The 17113-nt window shown below is 74.8% G+C and carries 11 protein-coding genes; 1 reads left to right on the top strand and 10 read right to left on the bottom strand.

Going from position 1 to position 17113, the window contains the following annotated elements; translation table 11 throughout:
- Positions 1-14: 14 nt before the first annotated feature.
- From TR49_RS04965 to TR49_RS04930, 8 genes are all read right to left on the bottom strand, one after another.
- The gene (locus TR49_RS04965; RefSeq protein WP_042377838.1) at positions 15-1910 is read right to left on the bottom strand and encodes a TOMM precursor leader peptide-binding protein; all 1896 of its coding nucleotides are present in this window, start codon (positions 1908-1910) and stop codon (positions 15-17) included.
- A gap of 56 nt (positions 1911-1966) precedes the next feature.
- The gene (locus tag TR49_RS04960; protein WP_052434019.1) at positions 1967-3232 is read right to left on the bottom strand and encodes a M50 family metallopeptidase; all 1266 of its coding nucleotides are present in this window, start codon (positions 3230-3232) and stop codon (positions 1967-1969) included.
- Positions 3229-4341, bottom strand: coding sequence for a lantibiotic dehydratase C-terminal domain-containing protein (locus tag TR49_RS04955; RefSeq protein WP_042377504.1), 1113 nt, complete (start codon positions 4339-4341; stop codon positions 3229-3231). Before TR49_RS04955 ends, TR49_RS04960 begins: the two co-directional genes overlap by 4 nt.
- Positions 4338-7109: a lantibiotic dehydratase gene (locus tag TR49_RS04950; protein WP_063770021.1), complete on the bottom strand. Its 2772-nt coding sequence runs from the start codon at positions 7107-7109 to the stop codon at positions 4338-4340. Before TR49_RS04950 ends, TR49_RS04955 begins: the two co-directional genes overlap by 4 nt.
- Before the next feature lie 14 nt (positions 7110-7123).
- Positions 7124-8722, bottom strand: coding sequence for a nitroreductase family protein (locus TR49_RS04945; RefSeq protein WP_042377503.1), 1599 nt, complete (start codon positions 8720-8722; stop codon positions 7124-7126).
- 80 nt (positions 8723-8802) lie between these two features.
- Complete coding sequence (locus TR49_RS04940) at positions 8803-10803, bottom strand: TOMM precursor leader peptide-binding protein (RefSeq protein ID WP_084724569.1); 2001 nt, start codon at positions 10801-10803, stop codon at positions 8803-8805.
- The gene (locus TR49_RS46290; protein WP_042377501.1) at positions 10800-13136 is read right to left on the bottom strand and encodes a TOMM precursor leader peptide-binding protein; all 2337 of its coding nucleotides are present in this window, start codon (positions 13134-13136) and stop codon (positions 10800-10802) included. The genes TR49_RS04940 and TR49_RS46290 overlap by 4 nt, the downstream gene beginning before the upstream one ends.
- Complete coding sequence (locus TR49_RS04930) at positions 13133-14164, bottom strand: AfsR/SARP family transcriptional regulator (protein WP_084724568.1); 1032 nt, start codon at positions 14162-14164, stop codon at positions 13133-13135. The genes TR49_RS46290 and TR49_RS04930 overlap by 4 nt, the downstream gene beginning before the upstream one ends.
- Positions 14165-14811: 647 nt before the next feature.
- Between TR49_RS04930 and TR49_RS04925 the strand changes: the two genes are divergently transcribed.
- Entirely contained in the window at positions 14812-15582 is a 771-nt protein-coding gene (locus TR49_RS04925; protein WP_152627066.1) for a DUF6585 family protein, read from the top strand.
- Positions 15583-15777: 195 nt separating this feature from the next.
- Here TR49_RS04925 and tgmB read toward each other — a convergent pair whose 3' ends face one another.
- The gene (gene tgmB / locus TR49_RS04920; protein ID WP_042377498.1) at positions 15778-16776 is read right to left on the bottom strand and encodes an ATP-grasp ribosomal peptide maturase; all 999 of its coding nucleotides are present in this window, start codon (positions 16774-16776) and stop codon (positions 15778-15780) included.
- Positions 16777-16804: 28 nt separating this feature from the next.
- Positions 16805-17104 (bottom strand): putative ATP-grasp-modified RiPP, encoded by a 300-nt coding sequence (gene tgmA, locus TR49_RS04915; RefSeq protein WP_236653224.1) that lies wholly within the window; start codon positions 17102-17104, stop codon positions 16805-16807.
- Between the last annotated feature and the right edge of the window lie 9 nt (positions 17105-17113).

Raw genomic sequence — 17113 nt, 5'->3', positions numbered from 1 at the left:
GGCCGTGGCGGGGCTCAGGAGAACGGGTGCGGGACGAGCCGCAGGGGTCGGTCGGGGGCGCCCGGCCGTGCGGTGCGCAGCCTGGGCAGGTGCAGGGCACGCTGCCGCGACCAGCCGAAGTCCATGGGCAGCAGGCCCGGCGCGATGACGCGGACGGTGCGCAGGCCGAGCCGCCGCTGCTCGCGGGAGGTCTGGTCGACCACGATCACGTCGTGGCCGGCGGCCGCGAGCGCGTCGACGCACCGCCGCACGTCGTCCCGCAGGTCGTGCGGTCCCTCCGGGCGGTCGGCGCGGAGGGAGGCGAACGGGACGGTGGCGGACGGTGTGAGGTAGTTCGCGGCCTGGGCGGCCATCCGGGGCAGCCCGAACAAGGCCGGGTGGTCGTCCTGGCGGCGGACGAGGGTGAAGTCCTCGGCCATGGCCTCCAGTTCGTCGGGGCGCGCGGCGACGCGTGCGGCCAGGCCGGGCAGGTACGTGAGGGTCTCGGCCAGCGCGGAGTCGATCGCGGCGGCCGGGTCCAGCGCCGCGGCGGCGGCGAAGGAGAGGTGGCCCGGGCCGCCGTCGCGTCGCACCGCGACGGCCGCGACCGAGGCGATCGGCAGGTCGGCGCGGGTGTCGAGCACGTGCAGCCCGTAGCCGAGGAGTTCGGCCCGGTCGAGCAGGGCGCGCACCGAGGGCCGGCCGCACTCGTCGAGGTCGATCCGGGTCAGCGGCGTGTCGCCGTACCAGGAGAGCAGGAAAGCGTCGCGTTCGACGAGTTCCAGCAGGCCGAACAGGACCGCCTCCTCCAGGCAACTGCCGGTGGCGCAGCCGTTGGAGCAGTCGTCGACGAAGGCGTCCGCGTCGCTGCCCTCGAAGTAGTAGGCGGAGCGCTGCGCGACGAGCACGGGGCGCTGGTCGCGCAGGGACCAGCCGGTCACCCAGGGGATGGGCCGTGCCGGGTCGAACGGCCGCAGGCGCGTCTCGGCCGCGTAGGTCTCGGGGGCGTACACGCCGCAGTCGCGGGGGTCGAGGGCCGTGTCCCCGAGGCTGTCGTACGAGGCGACCAGCGGCGAGACGAGGGACTGCCGCAGCGTGCTCGCGTAGCGTTCCAGGCCTTCGAGCAGACCGAGGTCGCGGCTGCGCCGGAACGACCCGGTCTTGCCGCTCCAGGTCATCTCGGTCAGACCGGTGGAGGTGCGCAGCAGCACCGCACCGGCCACGGGGGCGGTGGTGGGCGAGGTCAGGTCGGTGCGGACGCCCGCAGCGAGCGCGCCGCAGACCGGGTTGGCGAGGGCGACGGCGGGCAGGTCGTAGGACTCGGGCGCCCGCAGACGGTAGGCGTGCGCGGCGCGGGGACGCGAGATCAGGGCGAGGCCGGGCTCGGGCTCGGGGTGCGCGCCGGCGGTGGGGCAGCCGGGGCAGCGCGCCTCGGGCAGGAGCGGCACGGTGACGGTGTGCCAGGTGGCCAGGTCAAGACGGGTCACCCGGGGCAGCCGCCGGTCGCCGCCGGTGAGGCCGCTGTCGGGCGGCGTCGGGCCGGTGACGGCCTGGTGCAGCGCCAGGACAGCGGTGGCAAGGGCTGCTGTCGGCAGCGGCCACGTCCCGGCGGCGGTCGTGCCGCTGCCTGCTTCGAGGGCGCCGCGCTGGGCTGAGCCGCGCAGCCGTTGCCAGCGCATGGCGAGACACACCCCGCACGCCGTCCCGTCGGCTGTCCCGTCGCCGCCCCATGGACCGACGAGGACGGCGTCGGCCGTCAGGTGGACGGTCGCGCGGGCGCGGGCGTCGAGCGAATCCTCCGGCCGGGGCGCGAGGGTGTCGGCGTCGCCGAGGCAGGCCACGTCCGGCGCCGGACGGCCGAGGCGGGCCGCCTCGGCGGCGAGCAGCAGGCGCAGCCGCTCCCCCGCCGCCGCCAGCGGACGGTCGGCCATGACGATTCCGGCCGCGGCGGATGACGTGGGCACCGGGGCCTCGGTGCCGGTTGTGGTCACCTGGCCACCGCCTGACCCCGGCGACGCGCAGGACGGACGACGCGCAGCGCCACCGGTGCGGCGACGGCGAGCGCGGTCAGAGTCGCCGTCAAGACCCGGTCCGGGGAGGCCGTCAGGGCGGACACCGTCGCGGCGACGGCCAACAGCAGCCCCGCCGTCACGGTCGTCCACAGGACCGCATAGCCGAGGTAGAGCCGCTTGGCCCGGCGTGGGTAACCGCTGGTCCCCTGGCCGGAGCCGCGCCGTCGGCGCAGGGCGGCGCGGGCGACGTAGGCCCGGGTCTCCTGGGCGAGGCGGGTGGTGCCGAGGAGCGCCTCGAGGATCCGGTAGCCGTCGAGCGGGGGCAGCGGCAGCAGGTTGGCCAGCCCCACCACGGTGCCCGAGAGCAGCACCGCGCTGAGGGTGGGGTGGCTGCCGCCGTGCCGGGTGAGCAGCAGCCACACCCCGTACGCGGGCAGCAGGACGACGAGGTTGGTCAGGGCCCCTGCCGCGGCGACGGCGACCTGGCGACGGCGCGGCAGAAACCGCGCGTCGGGGACGTCGCAGTACAGGTAGACCATGGGCAGCCGCCAGCGCAGGCCCAGTTCGCCGACGGTGGCCCCGACGGCCCTGGCGGTCAGGGCGTGGCCGATCTCGTGGAGCGCCATGCTCAGCCACAGGGCGACGGTGACCAGCAGCAGCATCGCCGGGCGGTGGACCAGCGCCCCGGCCGAAGCGGTGAGTTCCGGCAGCCGCCAGACCAGGCCCACGAGCAGTGTTCCGAGCGCCGCGCCGAGGGCCGCCACGGCGGCTCCCCGCACGACCCGGTGGCGGGCCGGGGAGGGGAGCCGGCGCAGCACGTCGAAGCGCGCGTGGCCGTCCGTGACCAGCCGCAGTCGGCCCTCGGCCCAGTGTCCGCGCGCGGACTCCATGGGCGTGGCCGAGCCGGCGGCCGCCTCGGGCGGTTCGGCGCCCACCAGGAGGCGGCGTCCGTAGAACAGGCCGAGCAGTTGCCGCCACTGCGGCTCGCCGAGCCGGGCGCCGAAGCGGGCCGCGTAGTCTTCGCCGATCTGGTCCAGGGTCCGCACGCCGTCGAGCCGGTCCAGTACGAAGTGCACCTTCGGCGAGAGCTCCATCCGGGCGCCGGTGCGCGGGTCGAGCAGCAGCCGCACCGGCTCGGGCCCGCGCAGCAGTGGGGCGCTGACGAGGATGTCGGGTCGGGTGCGCGGCGCGGCCGCGCGGGTTCCGCTCGGGTGTTCGGTGGGGTTGTCGGTGGGGTTCATGACGCCGCCGTGGCCGGCTCGTCCGCGGCGGGCCGCACGCCGGGCTCGGTGAGGGCGCGGGCGAGCACGTAGGCCAGGTAGGCCTCGTCCTGGAGCGTCATCGACAGGCGGTTGTTGGTCATGTGGAGGTACGGCACGAGCAGCCGGGGCAGCGTCACGGCCAGGTCGGTGACGCCTGGCCTGGCGTCGGGCCACGGCTCCTCGTCCTGCTCCGGCGGGGCGAAGGCGACCCGTCCCTGCTCGGTCAGGTCGACGACGCGTCTGCGCAGCTCGCGGCAGTGCTCGGCCCAGGCCCGGAGCGTGCCGGGGAGGGCGGAGAAGTCGTCCGCCCCGACAGCGGCGAGGATGCGGCGGATGCGCGGGCCGAGCGAGTCGGCGGTCGCCCGGTAGCCGCGGTCGAAGTCGTCCTGACCGGCGGTCTCGGCCTTGCCGGAGGACTCGTCCCAGAAGCGGTGGTAGCCGTCGAGGAACTCGGCCAGCAGTTCGCCGTCGCGCACCAGGCATCCGGCGGTGACCGTCATCACCTGGGCGGCGAAGCCGAGGGCGACGGGCCGCAGGTGCAGGTTCAGGGTTCGGTTGGCGTCGAGGACCAGGCGGCTGGAGTGCTCGAAGTGCCACTCCGCGAGCTCCACGCCCGCCGGGCCGCCGTACTTGCCGTACTCGGGCTGGTAGTGCTCGGCGCTGAAGGTGTTGGTGGCGCGCAGCCGCATGGTGCCGTCCGGGCCGAGCAGCCGGGTGCGCTGCGCGGGGGTGAACTCACGCTCCATCAGCTTGTCGTAGTAGTCGTCCAGGAAACCGGGCGGCACCTCGTACAGGGCGGGGCGGCGGCGCAGGAACGCGGCGACGGCCGCCTCGGTGCGCTCCCGCACGGGCCGGGCCGCCTCGGGCGAGGAGGGGCGCAGGCGCAGCCGGACGTGGGGCCCCTCCAGCCAGTAGTTGATGAAGAAGTGGCCCGCCAGCAGGCCCTCGTCGGTCAGCTCGTCGACGAGGGGTTCGACGAGCTGGAGCAGCAGCGGGCGGGGGCTGGCCGAGTAGTAGATGTGGTAGGCCTGCCAGTACCCGCGGGTCTCCTGGACGGCCTGCTGCGGACCGGTGTGCACGGGGTTCATCGGGGTCCCTCCTCGGTTGCCTGGGCTGCCTCTGTCGACCGGCTCGCCTGGCTCGCCGCGATCGCGGGCAGCAGCTCCACCACGAGCTCGCTCACGTGGCCGGCCGCCGCGGAGCGGGCCGCGAGTTCGTCCCCGGAGGGGAGCATCTCCTCGAAGACGACCCGTCCGGGGCGCTCGGCCAGGGCCGCGTCCAGCGCCAGCAGCGACAGGGGGCTGTCGAAGTCGACGTACTGCGGCTTGTCGTCCGGCCCGCCGCCGGAGGCGGCGTCCGGGCGGATCCGCGCGAACACCTGGTCCGGCAGGCCGTGGCGGGCCCGCCAGCGCAGCCACGCCAGGTACCACGGCGTCTCGTCGCCGCCCGGCTCGCGGCGCGGCAGCACGTCCGTCGTGGCAGTCCAGCTGCGGCGCTGGAGTACCAGCGCGCCGTAGCGCAGACGGGGGCGGGTGGTGACGCCCTCCACGGCCGGGCCTTCGGGAACGCCGCGCCAGGGGTCCGGCTGCGCCTGGAAGGCCGGGGAGAGCAGCAGCAGGGTGCGCGGGATCTCCGGCAGGGCCACCGACACCAGGTAGCCGAGGTAGAGGGGGACGACCTCGCGCTCCAGCCGACGCGAGCGCAGCACCAGCCGGTCGTCCTTCTCGTCGTGGACCACGTAGAGGTCGTCGAGGTCGAGTCGGGCGTCCGGGTCGGCGGTGCTGGTCTCGCCGGGGCAGACGATCTCGTAGTCGGTCAGCCGGTCGTGCAGGTTGAGGTTGGTGGTGGCGGCGCCGGCGGTGACCTCGGCGAACACCGCGCCGTCGGGGTGGTGTTCGCGCAGCTGCGCGCGCAGCGCCTCGCCGACCTCGTCGCCGTTTTCCTCGCGCAGGCAGTGGGTGAACCGGGTGAACGGGTAACCCAGGCCGCCGTAGGCGTTGTTGAGGACCAGGAGCGGGTCGTCGGTGCGGCGCACCCACTGCACGAAGTGCGACTGCGGCTGGAAGGCCCGCGGCAGCGCGCCCAGGTGCGCGGCGGCGGCCGAGACGGCCTGCGGGCTGAGGAACAGTTCGGCGCTGCCGCCCTGGTGGTCGCTGTGGTCGCTCCACAAGGCGCGCAGTTGCGCGGTGAGTTCGGCCCGGGCGCGGTTGATCGCGGTGATCTCCGGCTGGCGCAGCCAGTTCTCCTCCGGCGGCCGGCCGCCGTCCGGGGCGGCGCGGCCGGGGCGGGCGGCGAAGTCGAGGTAGCGGTCGTAGATGTCCTCGTGGAAGTCGTGGACGAGGGTGAGCAGGTCCTCGCAGCGCCCGCCGCTGCCGAAGCGGGCCACGAAGAAGCCCTTGAACGTGAGCCGCCCCGCGAGCTGCGGGTCGTAGGCGGCGAGCAGCGGCGCGAGCTGTGCCAGCGGCTCGGCCAGCCGGTCCCAGGTGTCGCGGTCCGCGGCCACGGCGCCGACGGCGGCGTCCTCGTAGAGCAGGACCTGGGGAACCGATGCGTCGGCCGCGCCCAGCTCGGTCTGCACGGCCAGCAGGTCGCGGCGGAGCGCGGTGAGCAGCTTGCGGCGCTCGGCGGCGCCCGCGTCGCGGTAGCGCTCGATGCGGTCCGCGACCGCGCCGAGCCGGTCGGCGGTGTCGGCGGCCCAGGGGCGGTCGAGCGCGCGCAGCCGCTCGCGGAAGGCCGCGAGCGGGTTGCGGTCGTGGACGTCCGTGGCCAGGGCCGGGAGTTGCAGCAGGCCCAGGTCGAGCAGCGCGGCGAGGTAGTGCTCGGCCTCCTCCTCGGTGGCCGAGGTGTCCTCGCGCAGCTTCTGGAGCAGTTCGCCGCAGCGCGCGTCCGGACGGTCCGCCAGGAACCCGAGCAGTCGGTCCAGGACCCCGCTGCGGCGCAGGAAGTAGACGCGGTCCTCGGCGGTGTCGAACGCGACGGACCGGCTGTCGTCGCCGGTGGTCAGCGAGCGGCGGACGTAACGCACCCGCGTCTCGGCGAGCGCCAGTCCGGCCGCGGGGGCGACGGGCAGGTCGTCGCGGCGGGCGCGGTCGGCGGCGGCGACCTGGGCGAGGCGGGCCAGCACGGCCACGTTGAGCCGGGGGTGGCTGCGCTGTTCGTCGTCGAAGACGACGGCACCGGACGGGCCCGGAAGGAACGCGCCTGCGGCCACGCTGGTGAAGGTGGAGAAGGGGCTGGTCTTGCAGGCGGTGCGGTGGAGGTAGTGCAGCAGCGCGCGCTCCTGCTTGCGCGTGCGCTTGTCGGATTCGGGCCGCAGACCGGCGGCGTAGTCGTCGAGTCGGCCCTCCAGCGTCGGCGAGGCCAGCAGCAGGCCTCGGCGCAGCCGTTCCTCCCCGGCCAGCCGCCGCAGTTCGCCGCGGCTGCGCCGCAGCTGCGCGGCCAGCTCCTCGGCCAGCCGGGTGCGGGCCTCGTCGTGGCCGGCCCGGGCGGCGAGCCAGGCCGCGAGTTCCTCGCCCACCGGTTTGCCCAGCCGGGCGGCCAGTGCCTCGGCGGCCGGTCGGTCGCCCGGAAGTCGGTTGTTGAACACATGGCGGCGCAGCGCGAGGACGGCGCGGCGCTCGTCCGGGTGCAGCGAACCGACGAGCGCGCCGAGCCGGTCGGCCAGCTCGGCCCCCGCCGCGCGCAGCGCGGCCTCGTCCTGGATCAGCAGGTCCGCGTCCCGGCGCGCCTCGGAGCAGCGCAGCGCGTGCACGGCGGACAGCGGGAGCCCGCCGAGCCGCATGACGAACCGCGGGCCGAGACGCCAGGCGGCGCCGAACGACGGAGCCGACGACCCGTCATGGTGTGTGGTGTCCACGAGGTTCCCCCGAGTCAGACGATCTCGTACCGGAAGCCGGCCGGGCCGGGCCGTTCATGGCCGATCATCATGATCAGCAGCGGCTGTTCGTCGCCGCCTCCGAGCGCGAGCTCCTCGACGTAGGTGTCGGCGTCGAAGCCCAGGGCCACGCCGCAGCCCAGTCCCAGGGCCGCGCAGGCGGTGTAGACGGCCTGGGCCATGGCGCCGACCACCGCGCCGACCAGCCGGTAGCCGCGGTCCCCCGCGGCGTCGAGGACGGCCGCGGTCCGCACCGAGGCGACGAGGACCGCGCCCGCCTGCTCGACGTTGTAGTTGTCCAGCGTGTAGGCGCGTTGCAGGAAGGAGCCCGGTGCGCCGTCGCGGACGAGCGTCAGTGCGCGCTCCTGCGGTTCGTACCGGTAGCCGCCCGGCGTCACCGAGCGGACGTGGTTGACGCACACGTGGAGGGAGGCCAGCGGCGCCCGTGAGTCCGGGTCCGCGTCGCTGTCCGCCCCAGCGGCGGCGACGGCCGCGTCCAGGACGGCGGCCAACTCGCCCGGCTCGACCGGGGCGTGGGAGGAGAACCGGCCGAAGCTGCTGCGGCGCTCGCGCAGGGCGGTGCGCACCGGCAGGTCCAGGGCCGGTGCCGGTTCCAGGAGCGTCCGCCGGGCCTGCGGATCGGCCGCACGCGGGCGGGCCGGGGACAGCGCCTGCGGCGCGGGCCGGTCGGCGGCGCCCGCCAGGGCTGCCTGCCGCAGCTCCTCCAGCAGGTCGAAGCGGTGCAGGACGCGGGACCGCTCCTCGTCCCGTCGCCGGACCCGCACGTCCGGGCCCGGCACGGCGGTGGCGGTGGCGGTCGTGCTCGGCTCCCAGCGCAACGGGACGACGGCGAAGACGCCCTCCCGTTCGACGTCGAGGCCGAGCGTCTCCGACAGGCGGGTCTCGTCGAACCAGAGCAGCGGCCCGATCCGCAGGCCGTGGGCCCGCGCCCAGAGACGCCAGGTCTGCAGCACCGCGCCGACGTCCATGCTGACCACGTGGTAGGCGAACGGGCCGTACTTGAACGCGTTGCGCCAGTACTTCACGCCGAGGACGAGGAACTGGTCGGACCCCGCCCAGGGCCCGTCGTCCCCGGCGGCGCCGAGCGCCGCCCGGGTCCGCGCGGTGGCGTCGCCGGTGACCAGCCGCTCCATGGCGTGGTGCGCGGGCGCGTAGTGGTAGACGCCGGGCAGGACGGGTCCATCGGGGCCGGTGATCCAGTAGCAGCTGACGGGGTGGAGCCCGCCGCCCGAGGCGGCTCCGCGCGCCCAGTCGGCCGCCCGGTAGGACGGCATGGTGGTGACGTTGACGTTGGCGTGTACCGAGAGGCGGCGGGACAGCAGGCCGCAGGAGTCCTGGAGCATGCCCGCCAGCAGCGGCAGGGTGAACGGCCGGTCGCCACCCTGCCCGGTCAGACCGGCCTGCGTCGTGGCGCCCACCTCGGGCTGGCAGGGCGGCAGCGGGAGGCGTTCGGCGCCGGGGAAGAAGCGGTCGGGGCGCGGCTGGTCGTCCCAGTCCGGCTGGAAGTCGGCCGGCGGCATCGGCGTTCTGGCGCGGTGCAGTACGGCGCTCGCGTAGGCGTGGGCGGGTCCCAAAGGGAGCCCTTCCTCTCTGGAGTGTCGGGGCGTCAGGGGGTGCGGGTGTCAGAGGGTGCGGGTGTCAGAGGGTGCGGGTGTCAGGGGAAGGGGTGCGGGGCGGGGTTGAGCTCGTCGTCCCGCAGGTCGCGGTCGCGCAGACCGGCCTGGCGGAGGGCGGTGCGTACGCGCGGCAGGTGCCGGGCGCGCTGGCGGTGCCACCCGAAGTCGATGGGCACCAGGCCGGGCACGATCACCTTGACGGCGTGGAGGCCGAGTGCGTGTTGCTCGGGCGCGGTCTGGTCGACGACGACCACGTCGAACCCGGCGGCGGCGACCATCTCGACGCAGCGCCGAAGGTCCTCGACGAGGTCCAGGCTGGGCGCGGGCACCGGCGTGCGCGGCGGTCCGCCCGTGCCGAACGCCTGCGACAGCGACAGCGGTTCCCGCTCCCGCGCCAGCAGGAAGTCCGCGTGACGGGCCATCTGCGGCAGGCCGTAGACCAGCGGATGGTCGTGCAGCCCTCCGACGCGGGCGTGGTCGCGCGTCATGGCGTGCAGCCGCTCGTACTCGTGCGCGGCCATCCGGCCCAGCTTCACCGCGTCCGTGGCGATCTCGCACAGGCCGCCCGCCACGGCGGCCTCCGGGTCGAGGCCCGCTCCGGCACCGAAGGCGAGCGTGCCGAGGCCGCCGTCGCGGCGCTGCGCCACAGCCGTCACCACTGGGACGGGGAAGGTGATGCGCGTGTCGAAGAGCCGGACCCGGTAGCCGTACAGGGCGAGCCGGTCGACCATCTCGCGGGTCTCGCGCCGGGTGCTGCTGTACGGGTCGAGCTCGGGCAGCTCGGCCTGCGCGTACCAGGCGATCAGGAAGGCGTCGCGTTCCACGGCCTCCATCAGCCCGTGGTAAGCGGCCTCGGCGAGTCCGCCGCCGGAGGCGCAGCCGCTGGAGCTGTCCTGGACGAAGCGGTCGCCGCCCTGCCCCTCGGTGTGGAAGTACGCCAGGATCTCGGGCACGAGCAGCGGACGGCGGTCGCGCAGCGAGTAGCCCCACACCCAGGGGATCGGCCGGTCCATGGTGAACGGCCGCACGCCGGGCTCGCGCCGGTGGAAGTCCTCGGAGTAGCCGCCGCAGAGCCGGGGATCCAGCGCCCGGTCGCCGAGCTCGCTGTAACTGGCGTGCACCACGGTCGCCTTGGCGCGCGGACGCATGCCGGCGAACCGCTCCAGGCCCTCCAGCAGTCCGACCTTGCGGCTGACGCCGTAGCCGGAGGTGTGCCCGCCCCAGAAGCACTCGTCGAGGTAGTCGTCGGAGCGGACGGTGAAGCAGCCCAGCGTCGCGGAGCTCGACACCGAGCCCAGGTCGGGCACCGTCCGGGCGCCGAGCATGCCGGTGACGGGGTTGACGAAGGCGGCCTCGGGCAGGTCGTAGGCGTCGATCGGGCGGCCGCGGAACACCTCCGGGGCCGGTTTCGGCTCCGCGACGGGCATCGGCCAGGCCGCGTCGGCGCAGTCCGCGAGGATCGGGCCGCATGCGGGGCACCCGGAGTCCGGGACCAGCGGGTACCGCGCGACGTGCAGCCGCTCCAGGTCGACCAGGTACACGGCGCCGTACCGGTCCTCCTCGCGCGCCGCAGCGGCGAGGCCGGCCGCGACGACGGCCGCGACCGTGTCCGCCGCGAACGGCAGCGCCCACGGCGGGTTTCCGGACGGCACGGTGGGCCCGCCGAGTTCGAGCGCGTCACGCAGCGCCGTGGACCGCACCGCCTGCCAGCGGCGCACCAGGCAGCGCGGGCAGGGCGCGGACCGGTGGGCGGCGGGGAACGGACCGACCACGACCTGGTGCCCGTACAGGTGCACCGGGACGGGCCACCGGCCTGCGGGCGGCCCGGGTCTCTCCTCGGCCCGCGCCCGGGCGGGCGTCGGGGCGGGCGCGGGGGTCAGCTCGTCGCGCACGCCGAGCACGGCCACCTCGACGCCGGTCGTGACGCCGTGCTCGGCCAGCGCCCGGTCCAGCAGCCGGGCGAGGTCCGCGCACGTGTCCGGCCAGGGGTCCGGCCGGCCGACGACCGCCTGGGGCGGCGGTGCGGTGTCGACGGTCACCGGGCGACCCCCCGCGCGAGCAGGACCCGGGCCACGTGGACGCCGCCCACGGCCAGGTCCGGCGCGGCCACCTGGGCGACCAGGACGTCCTGGCCCGACTTGCGGATCCGCGCCAGGGTCTCGGTGAACGGCGCTGCGGTGCCCTGCGCGGGCTGCGGCGCCGTCGGCGCGGCGGTGGTGACGGCCAGCGCGGCGGGGTCGAGGTCCGCCATGAGCGGGTCCCCGGTGTCGACCTGATCCGTTCCGGCCAGCCGGAGTTGGAGCGCGCCGACCAGGTCGCGCAGCGCGCGCACGGCCGCCTGGTGCCGGTCCGGCGACGCGGAGACGGCCCAGAGCGCCTGGCCACCCGACGGGGCGGCGCACCGGGCGAGGAGCACCGGCACCGGACGCTCGCCGGGCTCGCCGAGTTCCAGCAGCTCCGGCTGCGCGCCGAGGTGGGCGGCCGAGCGCAGCAGGAAGCGCAGCTCGGCCACGCCGTCGAGGCTTTCGGGGGTGTGCCGGAACACCGGCACGGCGCCCCGGACGGCCTGCCGCACGGCCTGGTGGGACAGCGCCGTCAGCAGGCCCCGCGCCACGGCCTGGCCCGGGGTCCGGCCCGCGCCGATCCCCGCGCTGGTGCGCTCGACGAGGCGGTCGCCGTTGTCGGCGCCGAACGGCCGCAGGACGGCGCTCGGCACGAGCACGGTCCCGCCGCCCAGCAGCGACCTGACCCGGGCCCAGGAGCGGACCCGGCCGGCGCCCGTCGCGACGCCGCTGCCGATGTCGAGCGCCTCGGGCCCTACCACCGGCCATCCGGCGGCGGTCGCGGCCGTGGCCGCGCCCGGTGCCGCCGGGTCCGGTGCCGCCGCGCCCTCGCGGCGGTCCCCGTGGTGCGGCACGACGTGGTCGGCGTACACCTCCGCAGCCCGCAGCAGCGCGTTCAGACGTGCGCCGGCGACGTGGTGGAGGTCGAACGCGGCGATCCTCCGCGTCCATCCCGGGCCGAGGCCGACCGCGACGGAGCTCACCTTCAGCGGGCTCTGCTCGAACTCCTCGTCCTCGAAGCCGCGGAACACCCCGGCGTGGGAGCCGAGCAGCGGCTCCAGCGACTCCAGGGCCTGCGACGCGCGGGTCCGGCCCGCCTCCTGAAGGACGCTCACGGGGTCGGGCACCAGGTCGGGCTCGGCCAGCTCGGACTCGTCCACGCTCGCCGCCTCGCCCGCCGTCTGTCGCCCGGCCTCCGGGGTGACGTTGGCGGGCGGGTCCCCCGCCACCGCGCAGTACGGGCAGCGGGGCTGCGGCAGCAGACGCTCGGTCACCACGTCGAGCGTGTCAAGGTCCTGGACCACCAGCCGGTCCTCGGTCTCGGCGGGCAGCGCCCCCGTCGTGATCCGGAAGACCTCGAAGCCCAGCAGGTTGCCGACCATGGCTGCGAGCGGCCCGCCCAGCCGGGGCCCGAGCAGGTCGAGCGGGGCCACCAGGCCGAGCCCGCTCCACACCTCCGCCGCCGCGGCCGCGTCGCCGTTCGCGCCGAGGCGCAGCAACGCGCACATCCAGCACCCCTGGCTGCCCGCGCGCATCAACGGCCCGGCCACCAGGCGCCCGCCGAACGACCACGCCGGCAGCAGTGCCCGGCCCGTGGGCACGCCCGCGTCCAGCAACGTCGCGGTCTGGCGCGCAGCGTCGGGCCCGGGCGCCACCACGACCAGGTCGTAGCCGTCCAGCTCCGCCCAGCCCACGCGTCCGCTGCCGAAGGCGGCGGAGAGCTCGACGGCTGCGGGGCAGTCGTCCGCCGTGAGCGCCGCGGCCTCGGACAGCACCGTGGGCAGCAACTCGTCCCAGTCCCCCGCCGCATGCGCGACCCCGATCGCGGCGCTGCCGTTGCGCAGCAGGCCGAGCGCGCACCAGCGGGCGGCCGGGCCGTCCCCGAGCACCGCGACCCGGGAACGCCGGAACCGCTGGAAGCGGCCGGCCGGGTCGTCGGCGTAGTGGTCCAGGTACCCCAACTGCGCCTCGAAGCGTGCGGCGACCGGAGCAGGCGGTGCCTCACCGCAGACGCGGTCCGCGGCGACGTCCCGCGCGAACCCGTGGGTGTACAGCGCGTCGACGAGATGCACCAACATGCGGCGCGCGCCGTCGCCCAGGCCCTCGCACAGCGCCGCGACGCTCTGACGCCCGTCCAGGTGCGGCACCACGAGGGAGGCGAACCGGTAGGCGGACGTGGCGTTGACGCCGAACCCGCCCTGGGCGTTGTGGAAGAGCACACCGGTGGGCGTCTCGGTGAACAGGACGTCCCGCCGCAGGCGCGGCCGGGTGGGGGCGAGGTCCTCGTAGGCGGCAGCCAACTTCTTCATTCTCCTGTCGATCGGGATGTCGCGGCGCGCTGCGCGCCCGAGGCGCGACGGCTGTCCCCGGACGCGCCTGTCATGGCCTGGAGCAGGCCGTTCATCTGGTACAGGCCCGCCGGGTCCTGCTCCAGCAGTCCTGCCTTGAGCAGGAGTTGGAGCACGTCCGGCCCCGACGCGGGCCCGTCGGCGACGCGCCCGCCGGGCACGTGCGGGTCCGGCGCGGACCGGTCCGGCGGCGTGGGCCGCACGGCGGCCTCCGGCGAGGCGACGGGGTCGCCGCGCAGCACGAGGAGCTCCAGCCGCTGCAGGCCGGGTCCCGGGTCGATGCCCAGCTCCTCGCGCAGGTGCCGCTTGACCGTGGCGTACTCCGCCAGGGCCTGCGCGCGCCGCCCGGTGCGGTACAGCGCCTCTATCAGCTGTTCCCAGAAGCGTTCGTGGACGGGGTGGCCGTACGCGGTCTGGACCAGCTCCGGCAGGACCTCGCGGCAGCGCCCGAGCGCCATCTCGATCTCGAAGACCCGCTCCGCCGCCCGGAGCCACTCCTCGGCGATGCGCGGCACCTCGTTGCGGTGCACCAGGGCCGAGCTGACGTTGGCGAGCATCGGTCTTCCCCGCCACAGGGCCAGCGCCTCCCGCAGCAGAGCCAGTTCGGCGTCGCAGCGGCAGTCCGCCGCGGAGGCGGCGCGCAGGAGCTCGCGGAAGCGCAGCAGGTCGAGGGTGTCGGGGTTCGCGTTGATCCGGTAGCCGTCCGACAGGGTCTCGATGGTGCTCCCCGCGATCCCGTAGGTCTTGAACAGCTTGCGCAGCCGCAGGACGCACGTCTGGACCGCGGCCTTGGCGGTCTCCGGGGCCTCGTCCCCCCACACGGCCCGGAGTAAGTAGCCGACGGACACCACACTGTTGGCGTTGAGCAGCAAGGTCGCGAGCAGCGCGCCGGGCTTGGACGGCTGCAGCACGGCGACCTCGGCACCGTCGGTGAACCCCAACGGGCCCAGCACGGTGAACTCGACTTTCCGGGCAGACTCAACTGCCATGCGCATGCTTCTCCCGGAAGGCTACTCGGATGTCAGGTACCGCGGGCGATAGAAAGCACAGAATCCTTCACAACTCCCCCACGCATCGGACAAGAATCTGATGCCTCCGGATATTTCTGTCAAGTGCGGCCGAGAATGCGGGAATTCTGGCAGAAGCATGTCAATTAAACCTCGTCCCCAAGGACTCGCTGGATGCCGGCCGCGCACCCATCACTCCTGGCCGAGCTCCGCAACCCCCTGAACGGACCAGCCACTTGGCGGGTGCGACCCCCACCAGGCGGGGGCTTGAAGCGGGAACGAGCAGACCGACAGACTGTGCCCCTGCCACCCATTCGAGGCGACTCGGAGAACAGTGGTCCGAATTCACGGTCCCGCGCGGCGACCCGAATACGAGCACGGCGCCGGAATTCCTGACGCCTGCCCTTTTGCTGGACATTTCCTGAGAGCCCGCCCATTCGCCGGCGGGCCGTTTCGGCTGCCCTCCCGCCGCGGCTGGAACGTCCGCGCAGCGTACGGGACCGGCCGCCTCTCCCCCATCCGTGCCGCACCTACGTGTTTTCACGGATCCCGGACCGGGGTCGGCCACGGCAGACTCGGACCGCCGGAGCCCGGCGGGACACGAGGGGGCGACCATGGTGCCGGATGACATGGCGGCCGAAGCAGAGCGCCACGGGCTGGGTGTCCTCAGGGACTCGGTCCAGAACCGGCCCAGGCGCCGACCCCGATCCACGGCGGCTCCGGCCTGCGCCGCGGCTGTCGGCGTTGCCGTCGCGGGCGTCGCGCTCGCGGTCCACCGGGGTGGCCGGACCGGCGGCTGGTACGGCTGGTTACCCGTGTGCGTGGGGACCGCCCTCGCCCTGTGGTTCGTCGCGGGGCTCCGCCGCACCCCCCGTCCCAGGAAGACCTGGGTGGCCCGGTTCGAGAACGGCGTCGTCCACCGCGTCGGCGACGCAGAGCCCCGCGCCTACGCGTGGGACGACATCCGCGCCGTCGCCCAGCACGACGCCCGGGTGGTCAGGGCGTTTCGCAGCTCCACCGGGCGCAGCCTGTTGATCGTGCCGCTGGACGGCGATCTGATCTGTGTGAACGACTCGTTCGACGGCGCGGGGCCCTTCGCGGAGCGGCTGACTGTTGCGTTCGCCCGTGCCCGCGCGCCCCGGGAGATGGTGCGCCTGCGGGCCGGAGAGCAACTGCGCTTCGGCGGTCAGCTCGCGGTGGACGAAGGCGGCGTCGGCGCCTGCGGCCAGCGCGTCGACTGGCACGACGTCGAGCGGATCGCCGTCGGCCCCGAGGAGGTCCTGCACGTCTTCCGGCACGGACAGCAGCACGCGTGCCTGTCGGTCCCCGCCGCGGGCATGCCGAACCTCCCGGTCTTCCTCACCCTCGCCGAGGAGCTGCGACGCCGGGCCGCGGCGTGACCCCGCGCCTGCCGGCGGCGGTCGGTTCACCGGGCGTCGGTTCACCGGGCGCCGTTCCGCGGGGCGCCGGTTCCGCGGGGCGCCTCGGCAGGGGCCTGGTGCAGCGGACAACTCCACAGCGCGCAAGCGCAGTCCATTGCAGTCACCCGGCCCGCCGGCCCACCGGATCGTCCTCCGGTGCCCACATCCCCGTTCCTAGGTCGGGGATGGGAACAAGCCTGCGGGCCGTCTGCCGTTCTGGAGCCGGTCGGCAAGTGCATGGGCGATCGCGTCGATGACCGGCTCGGGCTGCCAGGCCCACTGTCCGTTGGGGTTGCACTCCAGGAAGTACCACTCCCCCTCCGCCGTGACGGCGAAGTCGAACGCCCCGAAGACGAGCCGGGAGAGCGCGAGGTAGGCGCGGACCGAGCGCGCGATCCCGGCGGGGACGGCGATCGGCGTGCACTCCATCAAGGACTGCCGCTGCCGCCAGTCGAGATCGGGACTGTCGATCCGGACCGCGAACAGCCGCTCGCCCACGGCCGTCAGGCGTACATCGAACGCCTTGGCCACCGCGGCCTGGAACAGGTGGGGACAGGCGGCCACGGCGTCGGTGATCTCGTCCGCGCGCACCTCCCGCACCCACACCTGCTGGGCCCGGCCGTCCACCTCGTAGGGCGTGTTCCACAACGGCTTGTAGACCGCCCCGCCGCTCCGGCACGCGACGAACTCCCGTGCCTCGTCCGGGTCGTTGGTGATCAGTGTGGCGGGGACCGTGAGGCCGCTGCGGAGTGCGGCGGCGAGCTGGGCGGGCTTGTGCTCCGCCGCCCGGTTGTCCCACGGGTGGTTCACGTAGTGGGCCCCGGGAAGGGACGCCAGGATGCCGCCGACACCCCACAGCGCCTGCGAGGCGGCGAACCTCCGTTCCTGTCCTTCCAGTTCACCCGGCCCCTCGAAGGCCGAGGGACGACGAGTCCAGACGGATCGGACCTCGCTCAGGTCGAGTTCACGGCTCGACGTGCGCAGCCTGCCGCGCTGGTCGCCTGTGCAGTAGGTGGCGCTCAACGCGGCGCCGACGTGCAGGTCGGTGCCGGGATCGAGCCGGGTCACCGGAACCCGGCGCTCCGCGAGGATGCGCAGCACCAGGTCGCTGGTCGCGTCACGCGTGTTGGTCAGCACCAGCACCGACCCGCCCGGATCCGTCGTCCCCGTCATCTCTGTCGTCCCGTCGTCGCCAGCGCCATCAGTGATGGTGGTGGTCCTGGTCGTAGCCGTTGTCGGAGTCGGAGGTGTTGTCGGTGTCGTAGCTGTTGGTGCCGCCTCCGGTGCTGGTGTAGTTCGAGGTGCTGGTGTAGTTGCTGGTGCTCGTGCTGCCGTCGGCCTCATGGCCGGCGAGCCCGACCACGCGGCCGAGCTCGTCGACGACGACGGCGAGCTGGGTCTCGGGGTCGATCACAGGGGTGAGCGCGGGAACCGCCTCGGTCTCCGCGTACGGCGCCATCCGGGTGGTACCCCACGATGCGTTGTGCTCTCGCTTTTCCATCGTCCAACT

Source organism: Streptacidiphilus melanogenes, assembly GCF_000787835.1.
Classification (GTDB): domain Bacteria; phylum Actinomycetota; class Actinomycetes; order Streptomycetales; family Streptomycetaceae; genus Streptacidiphilus; species Streptacidiphilus melanogenes.
Note: the sequence above shows the minus strand (reverse complement) of the source record. Positions and strands in the feature narration are given on the sequence as shown.

Coding starts and splice junctions, on each gene's coding strand:
- TR49_RS04965 (WP_042377838.1), bottom strand. CDS start 1,910: ATGGCCGACCGTCCGCTGGCGGCGGCGGGGGAGCGGCTGCGCCTGCTG.
- TR49_RS04960 (WP_052434019.1), bottom strand. CDS start 3,232: ATGAACCCCACCGACAACCCCACCGAACACCCGAGCGGAACCCGCGCG.
- TR49_RS04955 (WP_042377504.1), bottom strand. CDS start 4,341: ATGAACCCCGTGCACACCGGTCCGCAGCAGGCCGTCCAGGAGACCCGC.
- TR49_RS46290 (WP_042377501.1), bottom strand. CDS start 13,136: ATGAAGAAGTTGGCTGCCGCCTACGAGGACCTCGCCCCCACCCGGCCG.
- TR49_RS04930 (WP_084724568.1), bottom strand. CDS start 14,164: ATGGCAGTTGAGTCTGCCCGGAAAGTCGAGTTCACCGTGCTGGGCCCG.
- TR49_RS04925 (WP_152627066.1), top strand. CDS start 14,812: ATGGCGGCCGAAGCAGAGCGCCACGGGCTGGGTGTCCTCAGGGACTCG.
- tgmB (WP_042377498.1), bottom strand. CDS start 16,776: ATGACGGGGACGACGGATCCGGGCGGGTCGGTGCTGGTGCTGACCAAC.
- tgmA (WP_236653224.1), bottom strand. CDS start 17,104: ATGGAAAAGCGAGAGCACAACGCATCGTGGGGTACCACCCGGATGGCG.